Annotated in this window: 21 protein-coding genes; 4 read left to right on the top strand and 17 right to left on the bottom strand. The window is 36.7% G+C overall.

What is annotated here, in order from left to right:
* Positions 1-58 precede the first annotated feature (58 nt).
* The 5 genes from AC3WJF_RS18365 to AC3WJF_RS18345 all read right to left on the bottom strand — a co-directional run bounded on the left by AC3WJF_RS18365 (position 59) and on the right by AC3WJF_RS18345 (position 5,539).
* Entirely contained in the window at positions 59-1,807 is a 1,749-nt protein-coding gene (locus AC3WJF_RS18365; protein ID WP_492454804.1) for a glycoside hydrolase family 35 protein, read from the bottom strand.
* 120 nt (positions 1,808-1,927) lie between these two features.
* Positions 1,928-2,095, bottom strand: coding sequence for a DUF6903 family protein (locus tag AC3WJF_RS18360; protein ID WP_492454802.1), 168 nt, complete (start codon positions 2,093-2,095; stop codon positions 1,928-1,930).
* 33 nt (positions 2,096-2,128) lie between these two features.
* Positions 2,129-3,010, bottom strand: a complete 882-nt coding sequence (locus tag AC3WJF_RS18355; RefSeq protein ID WP_492454789.1) for a carbohydrate ABC transporter permease — start codon at positions 3,008-3,010, stop codon at positions 2,129-2,131.
* Between the two features lie 15 nt (positions 3,011-3,025).
* Entirely contained in the window at positions 3,026-3,916 is an 891-nt protein-coding gene (locus AC3WJF_RS18350) for a carbohydrate ABC transporter permease (protein WP_492454787.1), read from the bottom strand.
* Between the two features lie 291 nt (positions 3,917-4,207).
* Entirely contained in the window at positions 4,208-5,539 is a 1,332-nt protein-coding gene (locus tag AC3WJF_RS18345) for a carbohydrate ABC transporter substrate-binding protein (RefSeq protein ID WP_492454785.1), read from the bottom strand.
* Positions 5,540-5,833: 294 nt separating this feature from the next.
* Here AC3WJF_RS18345 and AC3WJF_RS18340 point away from each other — a divergent pair, with 294 nt between their 5' ends.
* Positions 5,834-6,697, top strand: coding sequence for an AraC family transcriptional regulator (locus AC3WJF_RS18340; RefSeq protein ID WP_492454783.1), 864 nt, complete (start codon positions 5,834-5,836; stop codon positions 6,695-6,697).
* A 65-nt stretch (positions 6,698-6,762) separates the two neighbouring features.
* On the opposite strand, the gene AC3WJF_RS18335 is transcribed toward AC3WJF_RS18340, so the two are convergent.
* The 6 genes from AC3WJF_RS18335 to AC3WJF_RS18310 form a co-directional block, all read right to left on the bottom strand.
* Positions 6,763-7,188, bottom strand: coding sequence for a PTS sugar transporter subunit IIA domain-containing protein (locus AC3WJF_RS18335; protein WP_492454781.1), 426 nt, complete (start codon positions 7,186-7,188; stop codon positions 6,763-6,765).
* A 1-nt stretch (position 7,189) separates the two neighbouring features.
* The gene (gene agaD, locus AC3WJF_RS18330) at positions 7,190-8,017 is read right to left on the bottom strand and encodes a PTS galactosamine transporter subunit IID (RefSeq protein ID WP_492454779.1); all 828 of its coding nucleotides are present in this window, start codon (positions 8,015-8,017) and stop codon (positions 7,190-7,192) included.
* Entirely contained in the window at positions 8,001-8,801 is an 801-nt protein-coding gene (agaC, locus tag AC3WJF_RS18325; RefSeq protein ID WP_492454777.1) for a PTS galactosamine transporter subunit IIC, read from the bottom strand. The genes agaD and agaC overlap by 17 nt, the downstream gene beginning before the upstream one ends.
* A gap of 12 nt (positions 8,802-8,813) precedes the next feature.
* Positions 8,814-9,281, bottom strand: coding sequence for a PTS galactosamine transporter subunit IIB (gene agaB, locus AC3WJF_RS18320; protein WP_492454775.1), 468 nt, complete (start codon positions 9,279-9,281; stop codon positions 8,814-8,816).
* Positions 9,282-9,893: 612 nt separating this feature from the next.
* Positions 9,894-11,174, bottom strand: a complete 1,281-nt coding sequence (kynU, locus tag AC3WJF_RS18315; protein WP_492454773.1) for a kynureninase — start codon at positions 11,172-11,174, stop codon at positions 9,894-9,896.
* Between the two features lie 166 nt (positions 11,175-11,340).
* Complete coding sequence (locus AC3WJF_RS18310; RefSeq protein ID WP_492454771.1) at positions 11,341-11,517, bottom strand: TetR/AcrR family transcriptional regulator; 177 nt, start codon at positions 11,515-11,517, stop codon at positions 11,341-11,343.
* Positions 11,518-11,841: 324 nt separating this feature from the next.
* On the opposite strand from AC3WJF_RS18310, the gene AC3WJF_RS18305 reads away from it, so the two are divergent.
* Positions 11,842-12,624 carry a C39 family peptidase gene (locus AC3WJF_RS18305; protein ID WP_492454769.1) on the top strand — a complete coding sequence of 261 codons (783 nt, stop codon included), beginning with the start codon at positions 11,842-11,844 and terminating at the stop codon, positions 12,622-12,624.
* A 191-nt stretch (positions 12,625-12,815) separates the two neighbouring features.
* Here AC3WJF_RS18305 and AC3WJF_RS18300 read toward each other — a convergent pair whose 3' ends face one another.
* Positions 12,816-13,736 carry an LCP family glycopolymer transferase gene (locus tag AC3WJF_RS18300; protein ID WP_492454767.1) on the bottom strand — a complete coding sequence of 307 codons (921 nt, stop codon included), beginning with the start codon at positions 13,734-13,736 and terminating at the stop codon, positions 12,816-12,818.
* A gap of 221 nt (positions 13,737-13,957) precedes the next feature.
* On the bottom strand, positions 13,958-14,893 hold the full coding sequence (locus tag AC3WJF_RS18295; RefSeq protein ID WP_492454765.1) for a S66 peptidase family protein: 936 nt from the start codon (positions 14,891-14,893) through the stop codon (positions 13,958-13,960).
* Between the two features lie 257 nt (positions 14,894-15,150).
* Between AC3WJF_RS18295 and AC3WJF_RS18290 the strand changes: the two genes are divergently transcribed.
* Positions 15,151-16,236 carry a site-2 protease family protein gene (locus AC3WJF_RS18290; protein WP_492454763.1) on the top strand — a complete coding sequence of 362 codons (1,086 nt, stop codon included), beginning with the start codon at positions 15,151-15,153 and terminating at the stop codon, positions 16,234-16,236.
* Positions 16,237-16,269: 33 nt separating this feature from the next.
* Here AC3WJF_RS18290 and AC3WJF_RS18285 read toward each other — a convergent pair whose 3' ends face one another.
* Positions 16,270-17,523 carry an ATP-binding protein gene (locus AC3WJF_RS18285; protein ID WP_492454761.1) on the bottom strand — a complete coding sequence of 418 codons (1,254 nt, stop codon included), beginning with the start codon at positions 17,521-17,523 and terminating at the stop codon, positions 16,270-16,272.
* Positions 17,524-18,207: 684 nt separating this feature from the next.
* Positions 18,208-19,152: a DUF1906 domain-containing protein gene (locus AC3WJF_RS18280; protein ID WP_492454759.1), complete on the bottom strand. Its 945-nt coding sequence runs from the start codon at positions 19,150-19,152 to the stop codon at positions 18,208-18,210.
* Between the two features lie 574 nt (positions 19,153-19,726).
* Between AC3WJF_RS18280 and AC3WJF_RS18275 the strand changes: the two genes are divergently transcribed.
* Positions 19,727-20,905, top strand: a complete 1,179-nt coding sequence (locus tag AC3WJF_RS18275; RefSeq protein ID WP_492454757.1) for a hypothetical protein — start codon at positions 19,727-19,729, stop codon at positions 20,903-20,905.
* Positions 20,906-20,972: 67 nt separating this feature from the next.
* Here the strand turns inward: AC3WJF_RS18275 and AC3WJF_RS18270 are convergent, their stop codons facing one another.
* Positions 20,973-21,401 carry a ribosomal maturation YjgA family protein gene (locus AC3WJF_RS18270; protein ID WP_492454800.1) on the bottom strand — a complete coding sequence of 143 codons (429 nt, stop codon included), beginning with the start codon at positions 21,399-21,401 and terminating at the stop codon, positions 20,973-20,975.
* A gap of 386 nt (positions 21,402-21,787) precedes the next feature.
* Positions 21,788-23,170 carry a L,D-transpeptidase family protein gene (locus AC3WJF_RS18265; RefSeq protein ID WP_492454755.1) on the bottom strand — a complete coding sequence of 461 codons (1,383 nt, stop codon included), beginning with the start codon at positions 23,168-23,170 and terminating at the stop codon, positions 21,788-21,790.
* Between the last annotated feature and the right edge of the window lie 480 nt (positions 23,171-23,650).

Here is a 23,650-nt window from a genome sequence, read left to right as displayed (position 1 = left end):
TAAAGTTTTATAATTTTATAGTAATGTAACTAAATTATATTTTCCGAAAGTTGTAGTGTCAACCCATCAGGCCATCTTTAGTTTTACATATGGACCATTTATCTAAAACAGGTGTATCTGATAAATGTATGCTTGATTTGTTCGTTCCATGAAGTTCGAATAGGATGATTTCATTTTCTCCCTTTTTAAGTAACGGAGCTGGTATGTATAATGTTTGTTGGGGACCGATATCCCAATATCTTCCTAGGTTAAATCCATTAATATAGGCAACTCCTTTTTCCCAGCCTGCAAAATTTAAAAAGCAATCTGCTGGTTGGTCAACGGTAAAGACTCCTTGATAAAATTGCGGGCCCCGTTGTTCGTCTAAATGATCTGAAAAAGTAAGTGCTGTAAGATCATTTAAAGGTATCGGATAAATCATCCAATGGAATAAAAATTGTCCATTGAGACGCACACCTTCCGTTATCCCTTTATAATCCTTTAAAAATGGTCCATAATTGATTCTTCCCATATTTTCGACGAGAATTCCTAATATTGCACCTTCCTTAGGAATATCCAGTGTGATTCCCTGAGGATTCCATCTTTCCACCGTTGCAATATAACGCCCATCTAAATATACTAATGCACGATCGTGAACGTCCTGTAAAACCAATTTGTTTTCATCACGTGGACCGCTTACGGTTGTTTCGTAGTAAATAAATCCGTAATCCTGCCCCATTTCCTCCATCGTTTCCGGGCATGTTCGCTCTGTTGGTGTCGAGAGTACATTGAGTGATTCAAATAGTTTCGTCGATTTTGTCAGTTGAATTTCTCCAAAATCCTTGACAGGTATTGGTTCTGGTAACGATAGTGGCTGTAGTGGAACATATTTTTCTATAACCTTCCGAACTGCAAAATATTTCTCTGTCGGAACTCCATTTTCCGTCAGTAATACATCGTAATCATAGCTAGTGATAGTCGGATCATATTTTTCTCCGTGATTAGCTCCATTATAAAAACCAAAGTTGGTTCCGCCGTGAAATACATAAAAATTGACAGAGGCATTTCTTTGGAGCATTTCCTCGAGTGTTTTTGCTACATCATGTGCATCCCTCGTATGGTGTTCTTCCCCCCAATGATCAAACCAGCCATTCCAAAACTCCATACACATTAACGGTTGATTCGGTTGATATTCTTCTAATTTATAAAAGGATTCGTCTACCTTTGACCCAAAATTAACCGTTGCTAATACGCCATCTGTCATGCCACCTTGCAGCATGCTATCGGTTGGACCATCTGATGTAAATAGTAGAACATCAATGCCTCTTTTTTCCATAGACTGTTTTAAATACTGTAAATATTTCTGATCATTTCCGTAGCTACCATACTCATTTTCAATTTGCATGGCAATTATTGCTCCATCGTTTGTACAAAGATGAGGAACTAATACTGGCATTAATACATCATAATACGCATCGACTTTTTTCAGAAAAAGAGCATCCATGCAACGCAAACGAATATGTTTATCCTTTAATAACCAAAAAGGAAGCCCGCCGAATTCCCATTCAGCACAAATATACGGGCTTGGACGTATGATTACATATAATCCGACTTTCTCCGCAATGGTTATAAACCTTTCAATATCCGCAATCCCGTCGAAGCAAAAGCTCCCTTCCAAAGGTTCATGTAAATTCCACGGAATATAGGTTTCTACTGTATTAAACCCACATTCTTTCAGTTTAATCAGGCGATCTTCCCAATACTCCGGAACGACACGAAAATAATGAATAACACCTGAAATAATTTGGGTCGGTTCGCCATTAATCATAAATTGATTTCCTTTAACACTAAAATCTATACTCAATTCAAAACCCTCCATTTTGTTTTGGAACATGGGGACGGTTCTCTTGTTTCCTAAAGGAACAAGAGAACCGTCCCCATGTTTACCCTAGCTATACTTTCGATTGTAATCATAGAGAAGTCCCAAAAGACCCGCTAATCCAATTAACATGACGAGTAAATTGAGTTTTCCGACAGTTTTATTTCCAAATAAGATAAGTGCGATGCAAATAAAAAATGCAAGTACCTTTAAAACAACAAGAAGTCTAGCATGCATCAAAATGCCCCCTCCACTTCATTTCACTTTCTCTCAATCTTTCAATCCTCCAAGCGTCATCCCTTGCGTTAGCTTCTTTTGCACTAAAATATAGAGAATCAAGGTGGGCAGCATAACAATGACCATTCCTGCATACAATTGGCCATAATTTGCAGCAGATTTTTGAGCAGCCATTAAGTTCATGAGTCCGACAGGCAATGTTTTGTTAGGACCAGGTAACAAAGTCAAAGCAATAATGTATTCATTCCAAAAGGATAGGAAATTGAATAAGATGATGGCAATAATACTTGGCCGAGCCATTGGAAACATAATACTAACCATTGTCTTAAAATACCCAGCTCCATCTACTAATGCTGCTTCTTCAAAAGTGGAAGGCAATGATTGGAAATAACTAGATAGTAGAAAAATGGTAAATGGCAATGCCGTTGCAGCATAAACAATTGCTAGTACAAAAAGATTATCTAGTAAAAATCCATCTCCAAATTGTTGCCGCAAAAAGATATCACCATTTAATAACAAAAGGAAAATAGGAACGACAATGTAATTCACATTGACAAATAATCCGGCTTTAAACAATGTTTGGATGATCTTCCTACCTTTAAAAGTGTATCTTGTTAACACATATGCTGCAGGTAATGCAACAATCAACAAGATAAGAAGTGCCAATGCCGTAACCATAGCGGAATTTAGCATGTACATGCCCATATTTGCCTTCTCAAAGGCATCTATAAAGTTTTGAAAATGAAATCCTTTCGGCATCACCCATGGGCTGCCATAGAATTCCGAATTTTGTTTGAGTGAAGCTAAAAACACCCATCCTACGGGAACAATGATGGAAATGACTAATGTTACAAGTGCAACATACATAAACAGGCGGAATAGCTTCTCTGTACTCATCCCTTTTTGTTTTTCCATAAATAATTAACCTCCTTAATACTCCAGCACTTCTCGTTTGGTAACTAAGCTAATAATTGCAGATAATGCAAATGAGAATAAGAAGATAACTACCCCTATCGCCATCCCATATCCATAGGAAGAATTAGTGTATGCTTGCTTATACATATAACTTAAAAATACCTCTGTAGCTCCATCCGGCCCTCCACCTGTCATTGCTTGTACAAGCAGGAAACTTAAATTGATGGTACTGATAATAAAAAAGGTCAAGGTTGTCCGAATGTTATTCCAAATTAATGGCAACGTAATACTGAAAAATTGTCGAATTCTCCCTGCTCCCTCCAGAGCAGACGCTTCATAAAAGCTTTCCGGAATACTTGCAATACTTGTCATATACATGACCATATAGTAGCCAATTGCTTGCCAAACTAGGGCCCCTCCAATACTATAAATGGCTATTTTCTGATCCCCGAGCCACATCTTTTGAAGCCATTTACATTTAAAAACATCTAAAAGGTTATTTAATAACCCTGTTGTTGGGTCATAGACAGCAGAAAAAATACCGGCGATCACCACAATCGATAAGATATTGGGAATATAAAAGATAACCCGAAAAAAGCTATTCCCTTTCATTTTCTCTCTCGTTAATATGGTTGCAAATAAAATGGAAATCACCATTGTAATGATCGTCACCATGACAATTAGGACAATACTGTTTTGCAGGGAGTGAATGAATTTCATATCATTCCATAAAATCTTAAAGTTCTCAAAGCCAACAAATACTTTGTTGTTTGAAAATCCTCCCCATTTGTATAAAGACATCCTAAATACATCTATCGTAGGAACAATCATGAATATCGCAAACAAAATAAGTGCTGGTGCTGTACAAATAATAATAAATAATCTTTTTTCTGTTCTCTTATTCACTACAATCACCCCTATGAAAGCAATATAACGGTGAAATAAAGCTCACCGTTATATTGTTATAAAGGCTCTTTTCATAAGCTTTATTGCTTTCGTACACGAAATCCTATATTCAACCCAATTAAAGTTAAGAATGAATACCTTCTTAAGAAAAGATGCCCCGAAGCTAGGTCTAAATTAGGATTTATAATAATATACGAAAAGCCACAACCTATACGAAAACAGCCTTATAAAACTATTCATTTTAGCTTCTCTAAAACTTTTGAAATACCTTTTTTACTAACCCAAAAATTATTATTTCAAAACAGAACGCAATTGATCACTCGCTTTTTCAACAGCATCTTGCCATTGTTTTACCGTTTTAGTTCCCGAAACGATACTATCAATAGTTCCAAATAAAGTATCTCCCATGCTGACACCTTCCACTGGGTCTGTTGCTGCAAATCCACCCATACCGGCTTTCGCACCGTTATCATAAATACTATAGAAAAGCTTATTATCGCCTGTTAGTTTACTAGATATATCTTTAATTGGTTGAATAGCCCCTGCTTCCGCGAAAATATCCGCTGCCTTATCGGAATACACAAACGTTAAGAAATCCTTCGCTGCATCTTTATTTTTTGCTTGAGATGGAATCCACATTTGTTCAAAGAACGTGAAAGCATATCTGTCGCCGCCATCCTCTATAGCCGGTAAAGCAGTCATACCCCATTCAAAATTCTTCGCTCTTGGCGCATCCTTCATTTCTCCAACCACCCATGTACCATTCGGCATAAAGAGGGCTTTATTATCTAACACTAGTTGTTGATTTTTTTTGTAGTTTTGATCATTTCCATTCGCAACCGTTGTTGGTGCTGTATATTTTGCTAGTTTTCCGACAATATCAAAAACCTTTGTCGCCTCAGGAGATTCCCAAATACCATCTTCATATCTCATTGCACGGTTGTAGAAATCAGGGCCGCCTGCTTCTAGTAGCAAGGAATAGACAAATGCATCGAAGTAACCTGAGGTAGGATAAGTGAATAGAGAAATACCTTCTTTCTTCGCTTTCTCTCCTAAAGCCCACATTTCATCCCATGTCTTTGGCACTTCCCAGCCCTTTTCTTCAAATAATGCTTGGTTATAGAATAATCCTGTAGGACTATAGAACATTGGTGCCAAATAAGTCTTGTTATCATTATATGGATTGGTTGCAAGTGTAGAGGTAAAGCCCGGAATAAGCTTATCTTTTACTGTGATATCTTCTCCATAGACCTTTTTATCGAGTACATCTGTAATATCTTCTAATGCTTTATCTTTTATCATTGTTTCTGTAAGAGCTAATTTTCTTCCAGAAGCTAACAGTACAACATCAGGATAATTTCCTGCCTTCATGTTCGGACTAATAACATCTTCTAAGTTTTTATCTACCGTTAAATCCACCTTCACATGGGGGTTGGCCTCTTCATATGCATCAGCGATTTTTTCCCACATGTCCTTCCCATACGCAGACTCGAGTGCTGCTACATGCAAAACTTGTTTTTTATCGCCATTAGCATCCACTTTCTGATCGTCGCCATTTTTACACGCAACCAAGCTAAACGATAATAAAGCGATCATTCCACCTATCAAGAACTTCTTTTTCACCTTTTTATCCCCCTTTTTTTCTTAAACGGCATAAGTAACATCAAGTAGGAGATTCTCCTTTTCATATCGCTTTCTACAGTAGTAAAAGCGAAGCAGGGGGAATCACTAACTCATATAAGATTAGTTGTACTATTTTACCGCTTAAGCTTTTTCCCTTTTATAGTTAACAGTATAGAGACGAAAAAACGCTTTCACAATATACATCTTGTTGTATTTTTTAGATATCTTGCTCTAGATTGTGAAAATTCAGTAAAAATAATATACTATTAGTTATAGCATAAAGGGGGAAAGTTTTTGTCCAATGTAATCGTAGAAATTCCACAATTCCAGCGAGATCATCTTGCTGTAAAAATTCTATATGTAACGAAAGCAAGATATGATAAGGATTGGCATAGTACTATTCATACCCATCCTTTCACCGAAATCTTATACATAACGAAAGGGAAAGGAACCTTTATCTTTTCTAATCAGGAGATACCTGTAACAGAACATGATTTAATTGTGATCAATCCTAATATAGAACATACGGAAAAATCATCTGTCAAAGATAGGCTAGAGTATATAGCACTTGGCATTCAAGGTATTGCCTTCATGGATCCGAATGATTTAGGTTCCCAAGTCACCTTTTATAATTTCAAGCAAGAACAAAAGACGTACCTTTTTTTTCTTCAGCAATTAATAGAAGAAGTTCAAAACCAGAAGGAGGATTATGGAATCATAATCCATAATATTTTAGAAATACTTCTCCTAAAAATGATGAGAAAGAAAGAGTTCACCCTAGAAAAAACCTCTACGGGGAAAATTAGCAAAGATATCGCTTTTATTAAAAATTATATTAAATTAAACTTTCGCGAAAATATCAATCTAGATACCTTAGCAGAAGCGGGACATATGAATAAATACTATTTAGCTCATTCCTTCAAGAAGCTTGTGGGCGTTTCTCCGATTGAATATTTAATTCAAACACGGATCAAAGAAAGTAAAATATTACTAGAAACCACAAACTACCCGATTTCCAATATTGCAGCGATAACCGGCTTTTCATCACAATCTTTCTTTGCACAGTCCTTTAAACGGGTATCCAATATGTCACCATCCCAATACAGGAACCTTAAAGGAAGTAAAACCAAAAATCAGAAAAGAAATAAGAAACAGTGAAAAGAAAGAATCTATTTCTTTTTTTAAAAGAACGAAAAGGTCCCTCATATGGAGGGACCTTGCCTTTAAATTCCGTCTGTATTCTCTTCATCCTTTTTGGTTATTTTCTTTTCGAAATATCCAGTTGCAGAATGGCTGATGGAAATAATTTTTTGCGCCAATTCAGGGATTTCATAGCTTTCCTTTATAAATAAAATCTCAATTAGCGACCCGATATTGCATCCGCCCACAACCTCATAACGATTGTTTTCAAACGCTAAGGTTGCAGCCATCTTATATGGTGTTCCGCCAACTAGATCGCAGAAGAAGAGAATTTCGGAATCGGCGTTTTCCATTGCAACTTTTTTAAGCTTTTCTTTTAAAGATGTATCGGAATCGCTTTCTAGAAAATCGACATAGAATACATCTTCATTTTTCCCTGCTAAAAGCTCAGCTGCGCTTAGCAGTCCGGTCGCAAAATGACCATGACCTGTTACGATAATTTTCTTCAACTTAAAGTACTCCTAAGTAGGAAAGAAAAATCGCAAGTACAAATGTTACAACAATAAGAAGTACTGGACTTACTTTCTTGTGTTTTAAGAAATAATATATTAAGAACGTATACCCGAAAGGTAGGATATTGGGAAAAATATTATCAAAAAAGTCTTTTTGTAAAAAAACCTTATGTCCTGAGCTTATTTTAAATGCTGCGGCCACATCAATATGAACGTATGATGCGATCAAACCGCCAATTACAGTTACACCAAGAATGGTTGCTGCTTTTGAAATAACCTCCGAATTATCCTTAATGACCGTGATAGCTCTCGTTCCTAAGTTATATCCCAAATGCGCCCAGAAAATTTTGAGGAGGAATATTCCCACGTATACCAGGAAGAAAATAATTGGTCCAAGGATATTTCCGTCTTTGGCAAATGATGCTGTAATACCTGCAACGATTGGCAGAATGGTAAACCAGAAGATTGCATCTCCAATACCTGCGACTGGACCAAACAAAGCAACTTTTAAGCCTTTAATTGTATTACGATCTTCTTTGCTTTCTTCAAGAGATAACAAAAGACCCATTAAGAATGATACCATTGGAGGGCTTGTATTGATGAATTCCAAGTTATCCTTCATGGAATTTGACAATGCTTGTTTATCGTTTTTATGAATTTTCTTTAAAAACGGCAGCATGGAATACAACCAACCACCTGCTTGCATTCTTTCATAGTTAAAGCTTGCTTGTAACAATACGGAACGCAAACCTAATTTCGTAATATCCTTTTTTGATAACACACGTTGTTCTTCATGGTTCTGAGTTGTATTAGATTCCATCTTCATAGCCACCTCCCGTATTAACACTATCTTCCAGCTTTTTCTCAAGCTTTTGTTTTTCCTTATCATTGAAGAATTGGTAGATTGCTGCTGCGGCACCAATTACTGCAACTGGCAACAAGTTTCCAAATTGGATAAAAGTAGCAACAACGAATCCGATCAATAGATATGGCATGAATTTTCCTTTTAACATAACCTTTAATAGTAAACCAAATCCGACTGCTGGCAAGATACCACCGGCAATTTCAAATCCATGACCTAACCAAGTTGGCATGGAAGCTACAAGTGCTTTCATTGGAGCTTGTGCAATGTAAGCACATAGGAACACTACTACTCCATAAGTTAATGCAACAATAATCATTGGCAACACAGTAATTTTTGCAAATGCTTTTGTATTAGCTTCCGCAGCATATTTGTCAGCTCTCCCCATAAATACAGAAAAAGAAGAATAGTAGAATAAGATAATATATTGCATTAAGAAACTAAATGGTAATGCAAGTCCAATAGAAGCCGCTGGACTGTGACCAGTTGTATGTGCAATAACAACCGTCATGACCCCTGCTAAAATTGGGTTTGGCGGCTGAGTACCACCGGCTGGTGTTAAACCAGCAAATGCTAATTCCGTTAATCCCCCTGCAATAACCCCTAGTTGTACATCTCCTAAAACAATTCCGGTGATGGTACAAACGATCATTGGACGGAAGATAAATAAGCCTTCCAACCAAAAGTCAAAACCACAGATAATGGCGACGAGTGCAAGAATGATCCCTTGCGTTAATGTAATATCCACCCTTTTCCCTCCCTATTTAATAGAATGCTTTGTATCACCTGGTGTATCTTGAATAAATACGTTAACACCTTTTGACTGGATATAACGTAAATCTTCTAGATCCTTATCATCTACATATACTTTTTTCGTGAGTTGCTTTTTACCTTCTGAAAAGTGCATGTTTCCTACATTAAGACCCTTAATTGGAACACCGCCGTCCACTAATTGCCGAACTACTTCAGGTGTTTTACAAATGATAAATATCTTTTGTCTGTCCGCTGCTTTGTGAATGATATCAATGGTTTTTTGAACGGTAAAGAAACGGATATCTGCACCTGATGATTTAGCGGTAACTTCCATTAATTGTTGTTGTAATGGTTCATTGGCTGTTTGATCATCTACAACCACAAGCAAATTTGCCCCAAGCGAAGTTGTCCAAGTGACTCCAACTTGTCCATGTACAAGACGATTATCGATGCGAGTTAATAAAATATTGGGCATTTTTATCCCTCCTAAAATAGTGAAAATTAGAAATGAATGGAGGTCCTAATAATGCTTAAGACCTAGACACGTATCATCATTGAATGTTGTCCACCTTTATCCTAGTGTTATAATATGTTGTCATTATCAGTTTATGTCCATTATTAATAAGTTTTGAATGGCTGATTTAGTAAGATCCATTCGTGAAATTTTCCGTCAATATTGGTAAATCTTGTTATACCGTTAAATGAAGCGTGCATTTAGGCCTTTATACCCAATTCGGTCCGTTTGTGCTTCATTTCGGGCTGTTCGGTTTCATTTTCGGGCCATTCATTTAACGTTTCGGGCCGTTTAGCACTATTTTCGGGCTATTCTTCCAAACATTTTTAAAAACAAATTACTTTTTATAATAAAAACCTCCGAGGATTCCCTCAGAGGCTTAATTTTAACTACTATTACACATCCGCAACATTCTATTCTGCATCGGACTCATCAATTTCAAACAAAAAACTCGCACAATGCAAATGTTATGTACGAGTTTTGTTTGAATTGCGCTTCTTATTAGAAGGAAAAGTTCTTCTCAATTTCCAACAACTAAAAATAGTGCTAGTACCCTGTGTCCACGAGTGTACCTTACACGACAAGCGTGCGCTCATTACCGTATTGGTCATATTCGCGGTTTACGGCAATTTCTTCAATAATATTTACTAGTTTATAAACATCTTCATACGAAACATAGAGTGCTACCGGCGCTAATCTGATGACATTTGGCTCTCTAAAATCCGGGATCACTTTATGTTTTTTCAATGCTTTACAAATTCGGTACGCCTCTTCATGCTCCAAGCTTACATGTCCTCCACGCTGGTGATCCTCACGCGGGTTTCCAATTGAGAAGCCGTATTTTGCTAGTTTATTATCGATGAGGAACATCAAATATGCCGTAATATCCAACGACTTGGCTCTGACTTTTTCCATACCCGCCTCCTGATAAATATTTAACACACCTTCTAGCGGCGCCATCGATAATAACGGCGGTGTACCAGTTTGCCAACCGTGGGCATTTAGCTCATGATCAAACTCATGACGGAGCTGAAATTGTGTTTCGTTTTTATTTCCAAACCACCCTGCAATGCCTGGTTCCTTATGAAAATGTTTTTTATTTATGTAAAATCCTGCAATCGCTCCAGGACCAGCTGATAGGTATTTATAGTTGCACCAAACAGCAAAATCAGGATTAATATTGTTAAAATCATGTGGAATAGCCCCAATCGAGTGACATAAATCCCAGCCGATGATGATTCCTCTCGCATGTGCCTCTTTAGTAATCCATTCCATATCTAGCAACTGTGCACTTCGATATAAAACCGAAGGAAGTAAGATTAGGGCAACATCATCTGTCATTCCTTCAATTATGGCGTCTTCTGAAAGAAAACGCCCATCCGTGCTTGCGATTACTTTCACAGCATCTGTAGGATCCAATCCTTTTAACCTTACCTGACTGTCAGCAGCATATCGGTCGGAAGGAAAATTTAAATCATCCACTAGGATTTTATAACGTTCCGCTGTAGGCCGATAAAAGGTGCTGATTCCTTGATGAATATTGATGGTAGTATTTGTCATAATGGTAACTTCATCCGCATCCGCACCAATCAATTCAGCTAGCTTTTCTCCAAGCACATTTTGATAAAGGAAATAACGGCTATCCTCCACATCCCAAATGCCAATCCCATGCTTCTCCCACACATCCAATACGTGTAAAACTGCCTCTTTTGCATCCTTTGAACATAATCCTAAGGAATTACCGTCCATATAAATTTCATTTTCTTTTATAAAAAAGCGTTCTCTTAAATGGTTCAATGGATCCTCTAAATCTTTTTTTCTAGCAAATTCTAAACTACTTTCAAAATTTCTCATGATGTTTACCTCCTAAATAAGTATGTTAATATTGTAAGTACCCTAATGGCGCTTTCAAAACTGATAGCTATTTAACCTTCTATTATCAATATTATCTCCTTGTTTATGAAAATTTCAAAGAATATTCAGTATATTTATTTTAATGGAATTATAATATTAATCCGACTTATTGTCTATTATAATCGTGACCTGATTTCCGATCATCTTTCCCCTTAAAATGCCCATAGACAGTTCCATAGCCTATTCCCGCCTCAACCATAATTTGCTTCACCGACTTTTTGGGGAAACCTTCTTTTAAAAAGACAAACTCTGCAGCATAAATGATTTTATTTCGGGTCTTCACCGACCGCATCTTTCAATTTTTTCTGCTCTCTCATGATCACACCTACATTAGCGGGACAAAGGGTCAAGTCCCATGTCCTTAAAATCGTTTTATTTAGTGAGAATATACCAAATCCCATACTAATAAATCAGTATTTACAACCCATGAAATAGTGTCTGGCACCAATCGTGGACCTTCGTGACCTTTGTCCACTCCATATGGACAAATATTGTTCGTGTTGTATGAAATCCTGGAAACTGTCCTTTATAATTCTTAAGTCACAATTTTTAACTATTTTTTAAGTATATAACGCTATGATTCATATTTAGGGGAGGGGTATGACTCATGCAAAAAAAGGATTTAATTAGTATTTCATTTAGTCTTTTAATATTTGGTATTATGATGATAGTTATTTTTACTATTAATCAACCTAATAATGATAAAGCGGAATCTGTTTTGGAAAACGAATACGAATCTCCCAAAACCTCTTCTATTATCATAGAGTCGTCAAAAAAGAAACCAAAAAAAACTACAATTCCTAAAACAAAACTCCTAGATGTCCCCATTATCAATCAAATGGATGCCCCAAGACTATATAACGGTTGTGAAGTAACATCACTTGCAATGATATTAAATTTTTATGGAATTACCATTACGAAAAATGAACTAGCGAGTAATCTTAAAAGAGTTCCTCTTACGTATGAAAATGGAATGAGAGGAAACCCTCATGACGGTTTTGTTGGAGATGTAACCGGTTCGAAACCTGGTTTGAGTGTTTATCATGAACCAATTGTAGATCTTGCAGCAAAGTATGTAGATAGATCGAAAATTAAAGATATTACTGGAAGTGGCTTTAATCAGGTAATCAAAGCTGTTGGGGAGGATAAACCAGTCTGGGTGATTACGACTTCAACCTTTGCACCAGTTACTAACATGGAAACTTGGACAACCCCTACAGGAAAAGTGAAAATTAGTTTTTCCGTACATAGTGTGGTCATTACTGGTTACGATGATAAATATATTTACCTAAATAATCCATATGGTCAAAAAAATCAACAAGTCGACAAAGAAACATTTATTCAATCTTGGGAACAAATGGGGAAACAAGCTGTTTATTTTACACTTTAAGGAATGATGGGACACACATATTCATTCGTAATTGATAATATCGAAACAAACTCATCACCGAAATTGTTAACAAGATAATAGCATGGTTCTTGCACATATAGGATATCCACTTTATTACATCGTTCTTCCATTGGTTAATGCTTGGGGCTCCTTTGGGGTGGACAAATTGGTAATTTGTCCACCAGCACCTATTATTTTAGGTTGCCCTTTAGCATTTTTGTTACTTTTGCCTTTTCTTCTGCTGGTACTGCTAGGTAGTAGATCCCTTTTATCATCGTGCCATTTCCTGTTACTTCGTATTCTGTAATGTTGTTGCGGCAGTTGCGATAGTTTTTTTGGATTTTCATCATGTCGTCGAATGTAAGGTTAGTCTTAACGTTATTTCCTAGGGCTTTTAAGATGTTGCTGAAGCGCGTGACAGATTTAATACTGGCCGCTTTATCTATAACTGCTGTGATAATTTGGCGCTGCCGCTGGTTGCGACCAAAGTCTCCATTGGGATCCTCATGGCGCATGCGAACATACGATAATGCTTTTTTTCCATTTAATTGAACTTCCCCTTTTTTAAATGAATATTCATTGTCTACCCACTCAAGATCATTTTGGACCGTCACTCCACCAACAGCATTCACTAAAGCACTAAATGCTTCCATATTAAACCGAATAAAGTAATTTAATTTAATTCCTGAGAAATTTTCAACGGTTTCCATCGACATTTTCGGACCGCCAAATGCATAGGCATGGTTAATTTTATCTACTGTACCGTGCCCCACGATTTCTGTCCGCGTATCTCGTGGAATACTTACCATCTGCATCGTACTCTTCTGGGGATTAAGTGTCATCACAATTATTGTATCGGATCTTCCAATATCATTTTTCCGTTCGTCCACACCTAATAATAGGATTGAAATCGGTTCTGGAACTACTTTGTTTTTACTTTTTTCAGTGCTTTCAATTACTGGTGTTTTATGAGGGGTATCCAATTTAACCGGTTCATGCATTTTATTGGCGGTTTCTTTTACAGAATGAAAGAGATAGTAAGCATAGCCGCCAACCGCCAAAATGAATACACCAATCAAACTAACAATAGAAATAATAATCTTTTTTTTCATGTTTAAATGCCTCGCTTTTCATTCAAAATTGCGTGAAACAAATTTGACTTTACATCGCAAGTAACAGAGGCAGACCAATTGGAAGTTTTTTGGTTAGACCCCATCCTTTCAGATTGAATTCATTTATTAAATTTATGTGCATTTCTTCCTATTTAAAACATTTGCTGCTACTAGTTATTTTTCCTCTTGCTTTTAAAAATTCTTTTTTTGATTGTCCTTTATTAGACCACTACACTTTCTACAATTATTAGGTGCCCATTTGTAGTATCGAGTTTCGCTTTTACACCAAATGGCAATGTAATTTTTGCTTTACAATGGCCGGCTTGAAGATTATAAATGGTTGGCTTTCCAAATGGCACAACTATATTTTTACAGACATCTACAATATCAAATCCATGGGCATAATTTGGAGATTCGCTTTCTGTGAACGTCCCGAAAATGATTCCAGTTGCATCCTCGATTTTTCCTGATAATGCAAGCTGCGTTAACATACGATCGACCTTATACGGTTCTTCACCAACATCTTCTAGGAATAAAATCTTCCCCTTTGTATCTATTTCATAAGGTGTTCCCATCAGTGCTGTGACAAGAGAAAGATTTCCCCCAACAATTTCTCCTTCTGCCACTCCATCTACAAGCGTAATAATTTCTTCCCCGCAAGGATTTTCTAAGACTCCTGGTGGCTGAGGATTCATCAATGTTTCCAGTAATGACGTTCTTGTATAATTATCACAGTCGATAAGCTCAGTTGTTGCCATTGGCCCATGAACTGTAGCCAAACCGCTTTTCTGTAAAAGCGCAATATGTAATGCGGTAATGTCACTATATCCGATAAATAATTTGGGATGTTGTGAAATCATTTCATAGTTTAATAGGGAAAGTAATTGAGGAGATCCATATCCTCCGCGCAAACAAAGAATGGCATCCACTTCTGGATCAATAAACATCTCATTTAGCTCTTGCGCCCGGTTTTCAGGCGTGCCAGCCAAATAGCCACCGTACTGCTCATAACAACTCTTTCCCACTTTCACATGAAATCCAAGGTCTTTAGTCGCTTGAATCGCCACCCGCACCTTCTCCGCTTTAGTTGGTCCTGCTGGTGCAGTTATACCAATGGTATCCCCTATTTTCAGTTTTTTTCCTTTTAGCTTTTCCAATTCTTCTCCTCCATTCTTGTCTTGGACGAGGAGTAAAGTTCATCGCCCTTTATGTTTCTACATTATTTAATAAAATTCTATTATCATTCGCAAAGTTCCTATAGGTATTTGTGCCTATTTCGTAACATTCTTATCAATGACTTTTTCATATCCGTTTACCTGCAACCCTCATGTAGGGCAATTTTAGCCACAAAGAAAAAAAAAGAAATCTTTTTATCCTATATCATTGTATAATTTTGATAGATAAGGAGGTACATATGAAAGCAAAGAAAAACATATTTGGAATCATTGCTGGGGGATTATTACTATTACTAACGAAATTAAAATATGTAATAGTCGTGTTAAAAATTGTGAAGCTCCATACATTGATTTCCTTAATCATTAGTATTGGTGCTTATGCACTTCTATTTGGATGGAAATTTGGGGTCGGTTTTGTATATTTGTTGTTCGTACATGAAATGGGACATATGGTCGCTGCTCGGAAAAAAGGAATCCCGACGACACCAGCCGTCTTTATTCCTTTTGTAGGTGCAGCAGTAGGTATAAAAGAAAAACCGAAATCTATTAAGGACGATGTGTATATTTCCAATATGGGTCCACTGGCCGGATTAATATCAATAGTGCCATTAATTGTTCTTTACTTCCTAACACATAATTTGTTGTGGATGGCTCTATTCCAGGTAGGTGCGATGATCAATTTATTTAACCTTGTACCCATGATGCCATTGGATGGCGGCCACATAGCAAAAATGCTTAGTAAAAAATTAGTCATCTTAGGGCTAGTATTGCTTGCCATCGTAGCTATCATCAAGCCGCAACCCCTCCTTATCCTTCTCGTCATATTCGGAATATTTCAGGTGTTCGCGATGTTCAGAGAAGATCGAAAGGAAAAGGACTTGCATATTCAATTTTTGGAATGGCAGGATAGAGTACAGGAATGGGAAAATCTTAAAAGCACTTATGAAAATATAGAGGAAGATTCTGAAAAGCTAGCATGGCTAAATGGAATGATGTATGAATACAAAGAAATTCTCCATTCCACGAATAATGCGTTAGCGGAAAAACGTGATCCAACTTCAGAATCTATATATGTAGTAAGGATGCATGCTTATAGGATCATTCTTGCCCAACTGGAATCCTTATATGGAGGGCAGTTGGATCAAGAACCAATCTATTCAGCAAAAGAAGAAATAGAGAATCAACAGATGAAAATAGAATTTTATCATCAAACAACAAAAAAAGATAAACTCATAGTCTTTGTACTTTATATCGTTCTCATCTTGGTGCTCTCCGGATGCATGCTATATTCCATGCAAATACTAGATTCAAATAATCTTATGTAGGTGTCAGGCACCAGCTTTGTGGTGCCTGACACCTTATAAACATCCAATTTTCGGAAAAATGATGTTAATTTCTGTTCCTATATTTGGTGAACTGCTGTAATTAATTTTTCCGTTCATTGATTCTATGATTTTCAAGGAAACAGTGGTGCCGAGACCAGTTCCTTTGTCCTTCGTTGTATAGAATAGTGTTCCAATTCGGGACAACTGCTCCTCTGTCATCCCCTTCCCATTATCCTTAATGACAATATGTATGTACTCATCTTTTTGAGCTAATGAAACGTTAACCTTCCCCCCACTAGGCGTGGCTTCAATAGAATTTTTTATAAGATTGACAAGTGCTTGCTTTAACTGATTTTTGTCTAATTGATATTCAATATCTTCCTCAACATTTCGTTCCAATCCAACTCCATTTTTGATAGCCATTGATTCTAGTAAAAAGGCAACCTCCGAAACCACATGATCCAGCTTCACATATTCTGGCTTTTGAAATGCTTGTGGTTTTGCAAAGTTTAAATAGTTACTAATAATCCCTTCTGCCCTTCCCAATTCGTTTAAGACTAAGGAAAGATATTCGTAATTGCGACCTTTTTCCTCCTTCTTCATCAACTGCAAAAATCCCTTTACAACCGTTAATGGATTGCGAACTTCATGAGCGATGGAAGCAGCAAGTTCTCCTAGAGTATTTAATTTTTCCGCTCGTTGAATCTCTTGTTTCACCAAACTTCTTTCGATAATCGCTTCGTGAAGCCATGCAGTAATACCAATACCCGTTATTTGAATCAATCCGAAAATGAGGATAATAGACAGATTGCTTTGGACACTAATGTCGTGTCGAAAAAATTGTCGTAAGAATAACACAATTACTTGACTGATCTCTGGCCAGAATCCTAATATTACTGCATTCCACAGTCGTTTCCGTCTTGGCATCCCTATAAAGAATTTTGAGCAAATTAAAAGAACAGTTGAGGTTAAGAATAAATTGACATAACCGTATAGGAGTGCATCGCCACCTATATAAGTTCTTGTAATAAAAATGGCCATGAAAACAATAGCACCGGAAACCGGCCCCCCATATAAAAATGATAATACTAATGGGATATGTCGCAGATCCCAAAAAATGTCCTTTTCTACATAGGAAAATAGTAAACAAAGTGAACTTGAAATACCATATAAGATTCCAATAGTATAAGGTGATTTCCCGATACGCCGATTTTCAAAAATCATACTATAGATAAGTACTGGTGCTATAATAATCAGAATATGGAGTAACAATTTTTCCGCTATCATACAATTACCTCAAAATTAATTTTGTTTAAATTATTCGACTATTTTTACAAATATCCTTCATTTGTGACAAAATAATTCTCTGTCTATGTCTAGTAATAATCTCCCCAAAACTTTTAAACTACTATAGGTAAAATTTTTATGAGTGAATTTTATATTCCATTTTATTGAAATTTTATAAGTTAGTGAGAGTTACTTGTAGGTATTTATACCCAATTCGTGCAGTTCATCGGTTATTTCGTGCAGTTCATTTAATGTTTCGTGCCGTTCCTGAATAAGATCGTGCGGTTCGCCTTTCATTTCGTGCTTTTCCTGTATAAAATGTACGGTTCGTCTAACGTTCTGTGCTGTTCCTGAATAAAATGTGCGGTCCGCCTTTCATTTCATGCTGTTCCTGAATAAAATGTGCGGTTCGTCTTTCATTTCGTGCTGTTCCTGTATAAAAACATACGGTTCGACTAACGTTCCTGTGCTGTTCCTGAATAAATGTCCGGTTCCCCTTACATTTCGTGCGGTTCCTGAATAAGATTGTCCGGTTCCTTTTTAGCTTCCTTAATCATTTAGACACGATAATACATTAGGTTTACATGCAATAATCCGCCGATTACACTGTCCACCTCCAGTGGACAAAATCCCCATTTGTCCATAAAGAGTGCCTGACAACCATGTTGTCAGGCACTACCTTTTTTATTTTACCCGGAGTTTTTGGTTGATAAAGATGGTGTAGTTTTTGTCTAGGTTGTTCCAAGATTGAATTTGATTGATGGTGGATCCATATTTTAAAGCCAATTCGGATACTGTGTCGCCTTTTACTACAGTATGGTAAATTGGTGTTGAACCTGCTTGTTGTTTTGATTTCGTTGGGATCTTTATTTTCTGCCCGATTTGTAAGTTAGTTGGATTGGCGTTTGGGTTTAATTTTTGGAGTGTTCCGTGCTCCCAGTTGTTTTTTTCCTCCAGATCCCAGAATGTATCGCCTTTTTTTATGGTGTAAGTAGATGTTTTATCTGGTGTAGCTGGTTTGGATTTTTGTGTTGAAGTGGATACGTCGGTCTTTCCCCATGCTCCAATATCAGCTTTTTTGATTTCGTCCAAATCTACTGCGATCCCTGCTAAGGTTGTATCATTTTGATATTGGTGCACATTAATGAAATCAGCTACTTGTCCACGCGACCATGCATATGTCTGAAAATAGTAATCAACTATTTTATTATTATGCAAATAATCCAGTACAGAATAGGAACCGTATGCGCCTACTTTGTAATAATTCGATGCCGTTGTTACTGCTTTAAAGTATGCTAGAATTGCATCAAATTCAGCCCTCACTGCATCATAATCAACTGTAAAATAAATAACGCTCCCTTTAGGTTGTCCAAGTGCTTTCGCATAGTTTTCCGCTGCCAAAGCATCCGCTTTTCCCTGAGCTGACGTGAAATAACCTACATATACCGGATTGGTTTCATAAATACTAAAAATTTGCATACCCGCATTTTGAATTGCTGCCACTTCTTCCTTCTTTAGCCCTTTCCAGTTATCACTTAAATATCGACCGACATGTGTAATACCTGTACTCGCTAAGGATTTTGCAGAAGAAGCCGTTAATTTCGTTGCACAATCAATTCCCTTTGCCATGTTTCATCTCTCCTTTCCTATTGGCTGTTTTCGTATAGATTGTTGCTTTTCCTAATCTTAAAATCGACTAAGAAGGGAGTAGACTAGCATTAACTAAGTCGAATAAGGAAAGTAACAAGGTTTAAGAAAAAAGCCTTTCTCGATTTAATAAATTTGTGCAAATTACTAGCAGTACTTAATCATGAGGTTATATAGTTCCTATAATATATTCCTTTACACCATTGACTGCCAGCCTAAATTTGCCTTCATATGGAATATAGTAATTTTAGCTGTAAAGGGATACCCATTTTTCAAAAAAATGGAGTTGTAATTAGAGATTTTTAGAAATAAACTGCTGAGGATCGTTTCTTTACATAGTCTTTTTTTAAATAGTTCAAAAAGGGTATAGAAATTTCACAGAATATATTTTATAATCAAAACTATTAAACAACCAAAAGTTAAGTAAATCTGATTTCACGATTAACATTCGGTAATTATTTTGGTTCTTTTTATTACGATTCGGATATCTTTTTTACTAAAATATCTGAATAATCATAATAAATATTTCTATACTTTTAATACAGGAGGCTAATTTATGACGATCAATGAACCAGTATATGCGGCAATGTTAGTATTAGCATTAATTGCCATAGGAGAAATTATTTCTGTTCTGACAAGAGCTAGGGTGCCAATGCTGTTAATTGCAATCCTTGGTTTTCTAATTTTGGTTTGGACGGGTATTTTCCCTAAGAACATCGTGGATACATCGACTTTTAGTCAAATAGGTAACTTGATGACGGGACCATTGGTGGTTCATTTAGGTACACTCATTCCATTAACATTGATGTTTAGGCAGTATAAAGCTGTATTTATTGCACTAGGTGGGACACTTGTCGCCATCGCATTGGTACTACCGATCATCACTATGCTTTTTGGTTATGAAACAGCTGTTGCAGGGATGGGGCCAATTGTTGGCGGAATAGTTGCCTTTATTGTAACCTCTAATGAGTTAAAAACACTCGGTTTTACGAATCTTGTTGCGATTCCGGCACTTGTGCTAGCAATTCATAAATTATTTGGTATGCCGGTTGCCTCTATCTTTCTGCGAAAATATGCGATTATTTTGCGAGACAAAATAGGACTAGATCCTAAAAAATATGTTGCTTCCACTCTAGAATCTTCTTTGCAACAAAACCAAGAAAGCAAGCCAAAAAAGAAATATGAATTTAATACCGCAAATGTTCTCCTATTTAAGTTGTTTCTAGGCGCTTCCCTTGGAACGGTTATCGGAAGTTTCACCGGGGTAAGTTCTACCATTTGGTGCCTAATTATTGGTGTTCTCGGAGCTAGAGTGAAATTTTATAATGAAAATATTATGGACAAGGCGAAAGCTTCAAGTGTTGCTATTCTTGGTACCATTTTTATTGTTATCGCATCGATGAGCTCTGTGAGCCTTTCACAGTTTTTACATTTTATCCCGCAAATTTTAGCAATCATTATCCTTGGACAAATTGGTATATTAACAGGAGGATTTATTTTCTCAAAATTATTTAAAGTTCATCCTTACAAGGGGATGTCGATGGCACTAACTTCCATGTTTGGTTTCCCAGCAGACTATATATTGTGTCAGGAGGTTAGTCGAAGTGTTGGAAGAACAGAGGAAGAGCAACAATTGCTCTTAAATGAATTATCACCGCCAATGTTAATAGCCGGCTTTACAACGGTGACCGTTGCATCCGTCATCATAGCTAGCGTATTAGTGAAAACACTATAGTAGAATAAAAACGGTGTCAGGCACAAAGTTAGAATAATTCTAATTTGGGGCCTGACACCACACAAAATTATCGGGACACAAGTGCCAATTTGTCCAGCAATGCGGCAATCACTATTCCAATTGAATATCGAAGTAAATCCATCGGAAAAAACACTTTGCCTAAAACTAATTCTCCAAGAACCGTGTCACGGATTTGATTAATCCAATCTGCCTGATAAAGCTGGCTGAATTCGATACCGAAGCTGAACAAAATACTGAGCAAAATACCAGAGTACAAGTTCTTCCGCACAAGTAAGAAACGAAATCCAAAATAGACCATCATCGCCCATAACATATCTCCAACGTTATGTGCTACAAATAGCGGAAGAAGATAACTAAATTTTCTGGAGGAAAGTCCTAACAAAATGGTGATGCCAACAGCTACTAAATATATTATCCGCTTATTACGGAGACGTAAGGTTGAGTTACTTTTTTTATGAGAAATCAAATGGATCACTCTTTTCATAGATTAATTATTATCCTACATTATATAGAAACTACTAGATTTTGAGGAGTCAAAATCCTTTGTAAAACCACATTCATGAATTTGTATATCAGAATGTAGTGAATTACAATTCCAATAGGTATTTCTACCCAATTCGGTCCGTTTGCACCAGTTTTCGGTCCGTTCTCTTCTTATTTCGGACCGATTCACATCAGTTTCGGGCGGTTCACCAGCCATTTCGGGCCATTGATCAAAAATAGTAGAGATGGAACACTTTAATAACGAAGTACAAGTCATCTTCCTTCATAAAATACAAATGGGGCATCCCAAAATCGACTTTGGGATGCCCCTTTTCACGTTAACATCGCTGAAATTCAAACGATTTTTCCATTTTCCGCTCAATAAATAATAACTGGCTCATATTGTTCAAGATTATCGTACACAACTTTCATAATACTTGGTGGAGTGTTGACACAGCCACCAGATCCATGCTCAAGGTAGGCGGTACTCGCCCAGTTTGAGCGCCAACTGGCATCGTGGAACCCGCAGCCACTATTCGTAAAGGGTGCCCAATAGTTTACTTTAACTGAATAATTCGGATTGCCTACTTCACTACCTCTGAGGATAGATGGTGCTTTTTTATACATGATGTACCAAACACCTTTTGGCGTATCTTCATGCGTGTTATGTCTACCAGTAACTACATGCGTGGTGACTTGCAGCTTTCCATTTCTATAAATCCAAATACGTTGCTCCGAAATGGATACTTCCGCATACGTGTTCCCGATGCCATTGTTTGTTGTTGTATGATAGCCAACACCATTAATGTTCCAGCCAATTCCATAGACATTATAGGCTAGAAGTGATGAAGTCCCTTTTTCAAATGCTTCTTGAATCCGTTTTGCTTCCTCGACGACATTTATCGACCAACCATAGGATTCCCCTTTTATTGATATCACCTTACCTGAGTGAGTTTTAAAGGAGTAATTTTTATGAAGTGTAGACTGCGTACGATTAATATCTGCAATCTTATCCTGAATATCGCTAGTATCAATCTTATACTTCATATTTTTTGACACCGTTGCATTTTTGATTACATCGCTGCCTTTAAAAGAATAAACTTTGTCCTGCACCTTGTAATCGACGTTACGGTCCAAGAGTTCCTGCAGCTTTGTCTTTTCATTTTTTACAATCGTACTGTCTTCCTTAATTGGCTGTAAGTATTGTACTTTTAAACGAATAACACTCTTATATTCCTGCTTGTTGTAATCCTTTAATAGCTTATCCACATCATATTGCTTTCCAACTTCGCTTTTGGAGACAACTATTTCGCCTTGATCTAATTTGGCATGAGCATCTATTGGAGCTTGTAAACTCTTATTCATAGATTGGAGCTTATCCTCCACTTTCTTTTTCAGTGTTTCGCTTCGGTATTTATCCAAGCTAGCTGGCAGCAATGGAAAACTTTTTGCCTTGAATGAAGGAAAAAACGTTCTCTGTTTTTTTAATATATTCTTGACTTCCGGAAGGTCTTTATCCGTAAAACCAGCCTTCGTAGCTTTTCCTTTCAAAATAAGTTTATCTCCGACATAGACATCGTTCTTCAAGACGGATGTACTTAATTTTTTTATTGCCTTTTCGGCAGTCAATCCCCCCACCTTTGTATCATTAATGACGATATTGGCATTGAAGCGGGTTGACTGATAATAGAAAATACTGCCTAATGCAAGTAAGATAACAAATAATAAGCTACTAATTATAATGATATGCTTTTTGCGCATGAATTCACCTCAGGAAAACTTTCTTATTTTTATAAAAAAATGTTAATCTACTTATCTATGATATGAGTACGAATAAGCAATTATTCGGTTTCATAAAAATAATTTTATAGGCAACTTTTTATAGGAGTGCCTATAAAATTATTAAACATTTTTCTATTTCTTCCACTATATCAAATTTCCATACTAATGTACTATCCCCAACAATTGTAAAATTAAAAAAGTTTTTATTGTACAAAAAGATAAAAATGGTAAATTTAGAAACAACCGCTTTGCTTCCTATATGATAGGAGTTTCATTTGAAAATGATACGGTTGGTACGAATTATGTTCAGTGGAACTCTATATGGCGAAACATCAAAAATCGAAAGAAATCTGCAAATCCATTTATCCTAATTATGAGGCAACTTTTTGTCATGATAGTAGAAATACTAAAAAATATTTTCCGAAAAGGGATATTGGAATGGGTCATTCTATCCAATCT

The organism is Heyndrickxia sp. FW510-T9 (genome assembly GCF_058781025.1).
This window is presented reverse-complemented; position numbering and strand designations above follow the sequence as displayed.

Excerpts from the sequence above, each read along its gene's own strand:
- AC3WJF_RS18305 (WP_492454769.1), top strand. The coding sequence starts at position 11,842 with ATGCAAAAAAAGGATTTAATTAGTATTTCATTTAGTCTTTTAATATTT.
- AC3WJF_RS18265 (WP_492454755.1), bottom strand. The coding sequence starts at position 23,170 with ATGCGCAAAAAGCATATCATTATAATTAGTAGCTTATTATTTGTTATC.
- AC3WJF_RS18290 (WP_492454763.1), top strand. The coding sequence starts at position 15,151 with ATGAAAGCAAAGAAAAACATATTTGGAATCATTGCTGGGGGATTATTA.
- AC3WJF_RS18360 (WP_492454802.1), bottom strand. The coding sequence starts at position 2,095 with ATGCATGCTAGACTTCTTGTTGTTTTAAAGGTACTTGCATTTTTTATT.
- agaD (WP_492454779.1), bottom strand. The coding sequence starts at position 8,017 with ATGAAGATGGAATCTAATACAACTCAGAACCATGAAGAACAACGTGTG.
- AC3WJF_RS18365 (WP_492454804.1), bottom strand. The coding sequence starts at position 1,807 with ATGATTAATGGCGAACCGACCCAAATTATTTCAGGTGTTATTCATTAT.
- AC3WJF_RS18300 (WP_492454767.1), bottom strand. The coding sequence starts at position 13,736 with ATGAAAAAAAAGATTATTATTTCTATTGTTAGTTTGATTGGTGTATTC.
- AC3WJF_RS18285 (WP_492454761.1), bottom strand. The coding sequence starts at position 17,523 with ATGATAGCGGAAAAATTGTTACTCCATATTCTGATTATTATAGCACCA.
- AC3WJF_RS18280 (WP_492454759.1), bottom strand. The coding sequence starts at position 19,152 with ATGGCAAAGGGAATTGATTGTGCAACGAAATTAACGGCTTCTTCTGCA.
- kynU (WP_492454773.1), bottom strand. The coding sequence starts at position 11,174 with ATGAGAAATTTTGAAAGTAGTTTAGAATTTGCTAGAAAAAAAGATTTA.
- AC3WJF_RS18355 (WP_492454789.1), bottom strand. The coding sequence starts at position 3,010 with ATGGAAAAACAAAAAGGGATGAGTACAGAGAAGCTATTCCGCCTGTTT.
- AC3WJF_RS18275 (WP_492454757.1), top strand. The coding sequence starts at position 19,727 with ATGACGATCAATGAACCAGTATATGCGGCAATGTTAGTATTAGCATTA.
- agaB (WP_492454775.1), bottom strand. The coding sequence starts at position 9,281 with ATGCCCAATATTTTATTAACTCGCATCGATAATCGTCTTGTACATGGA.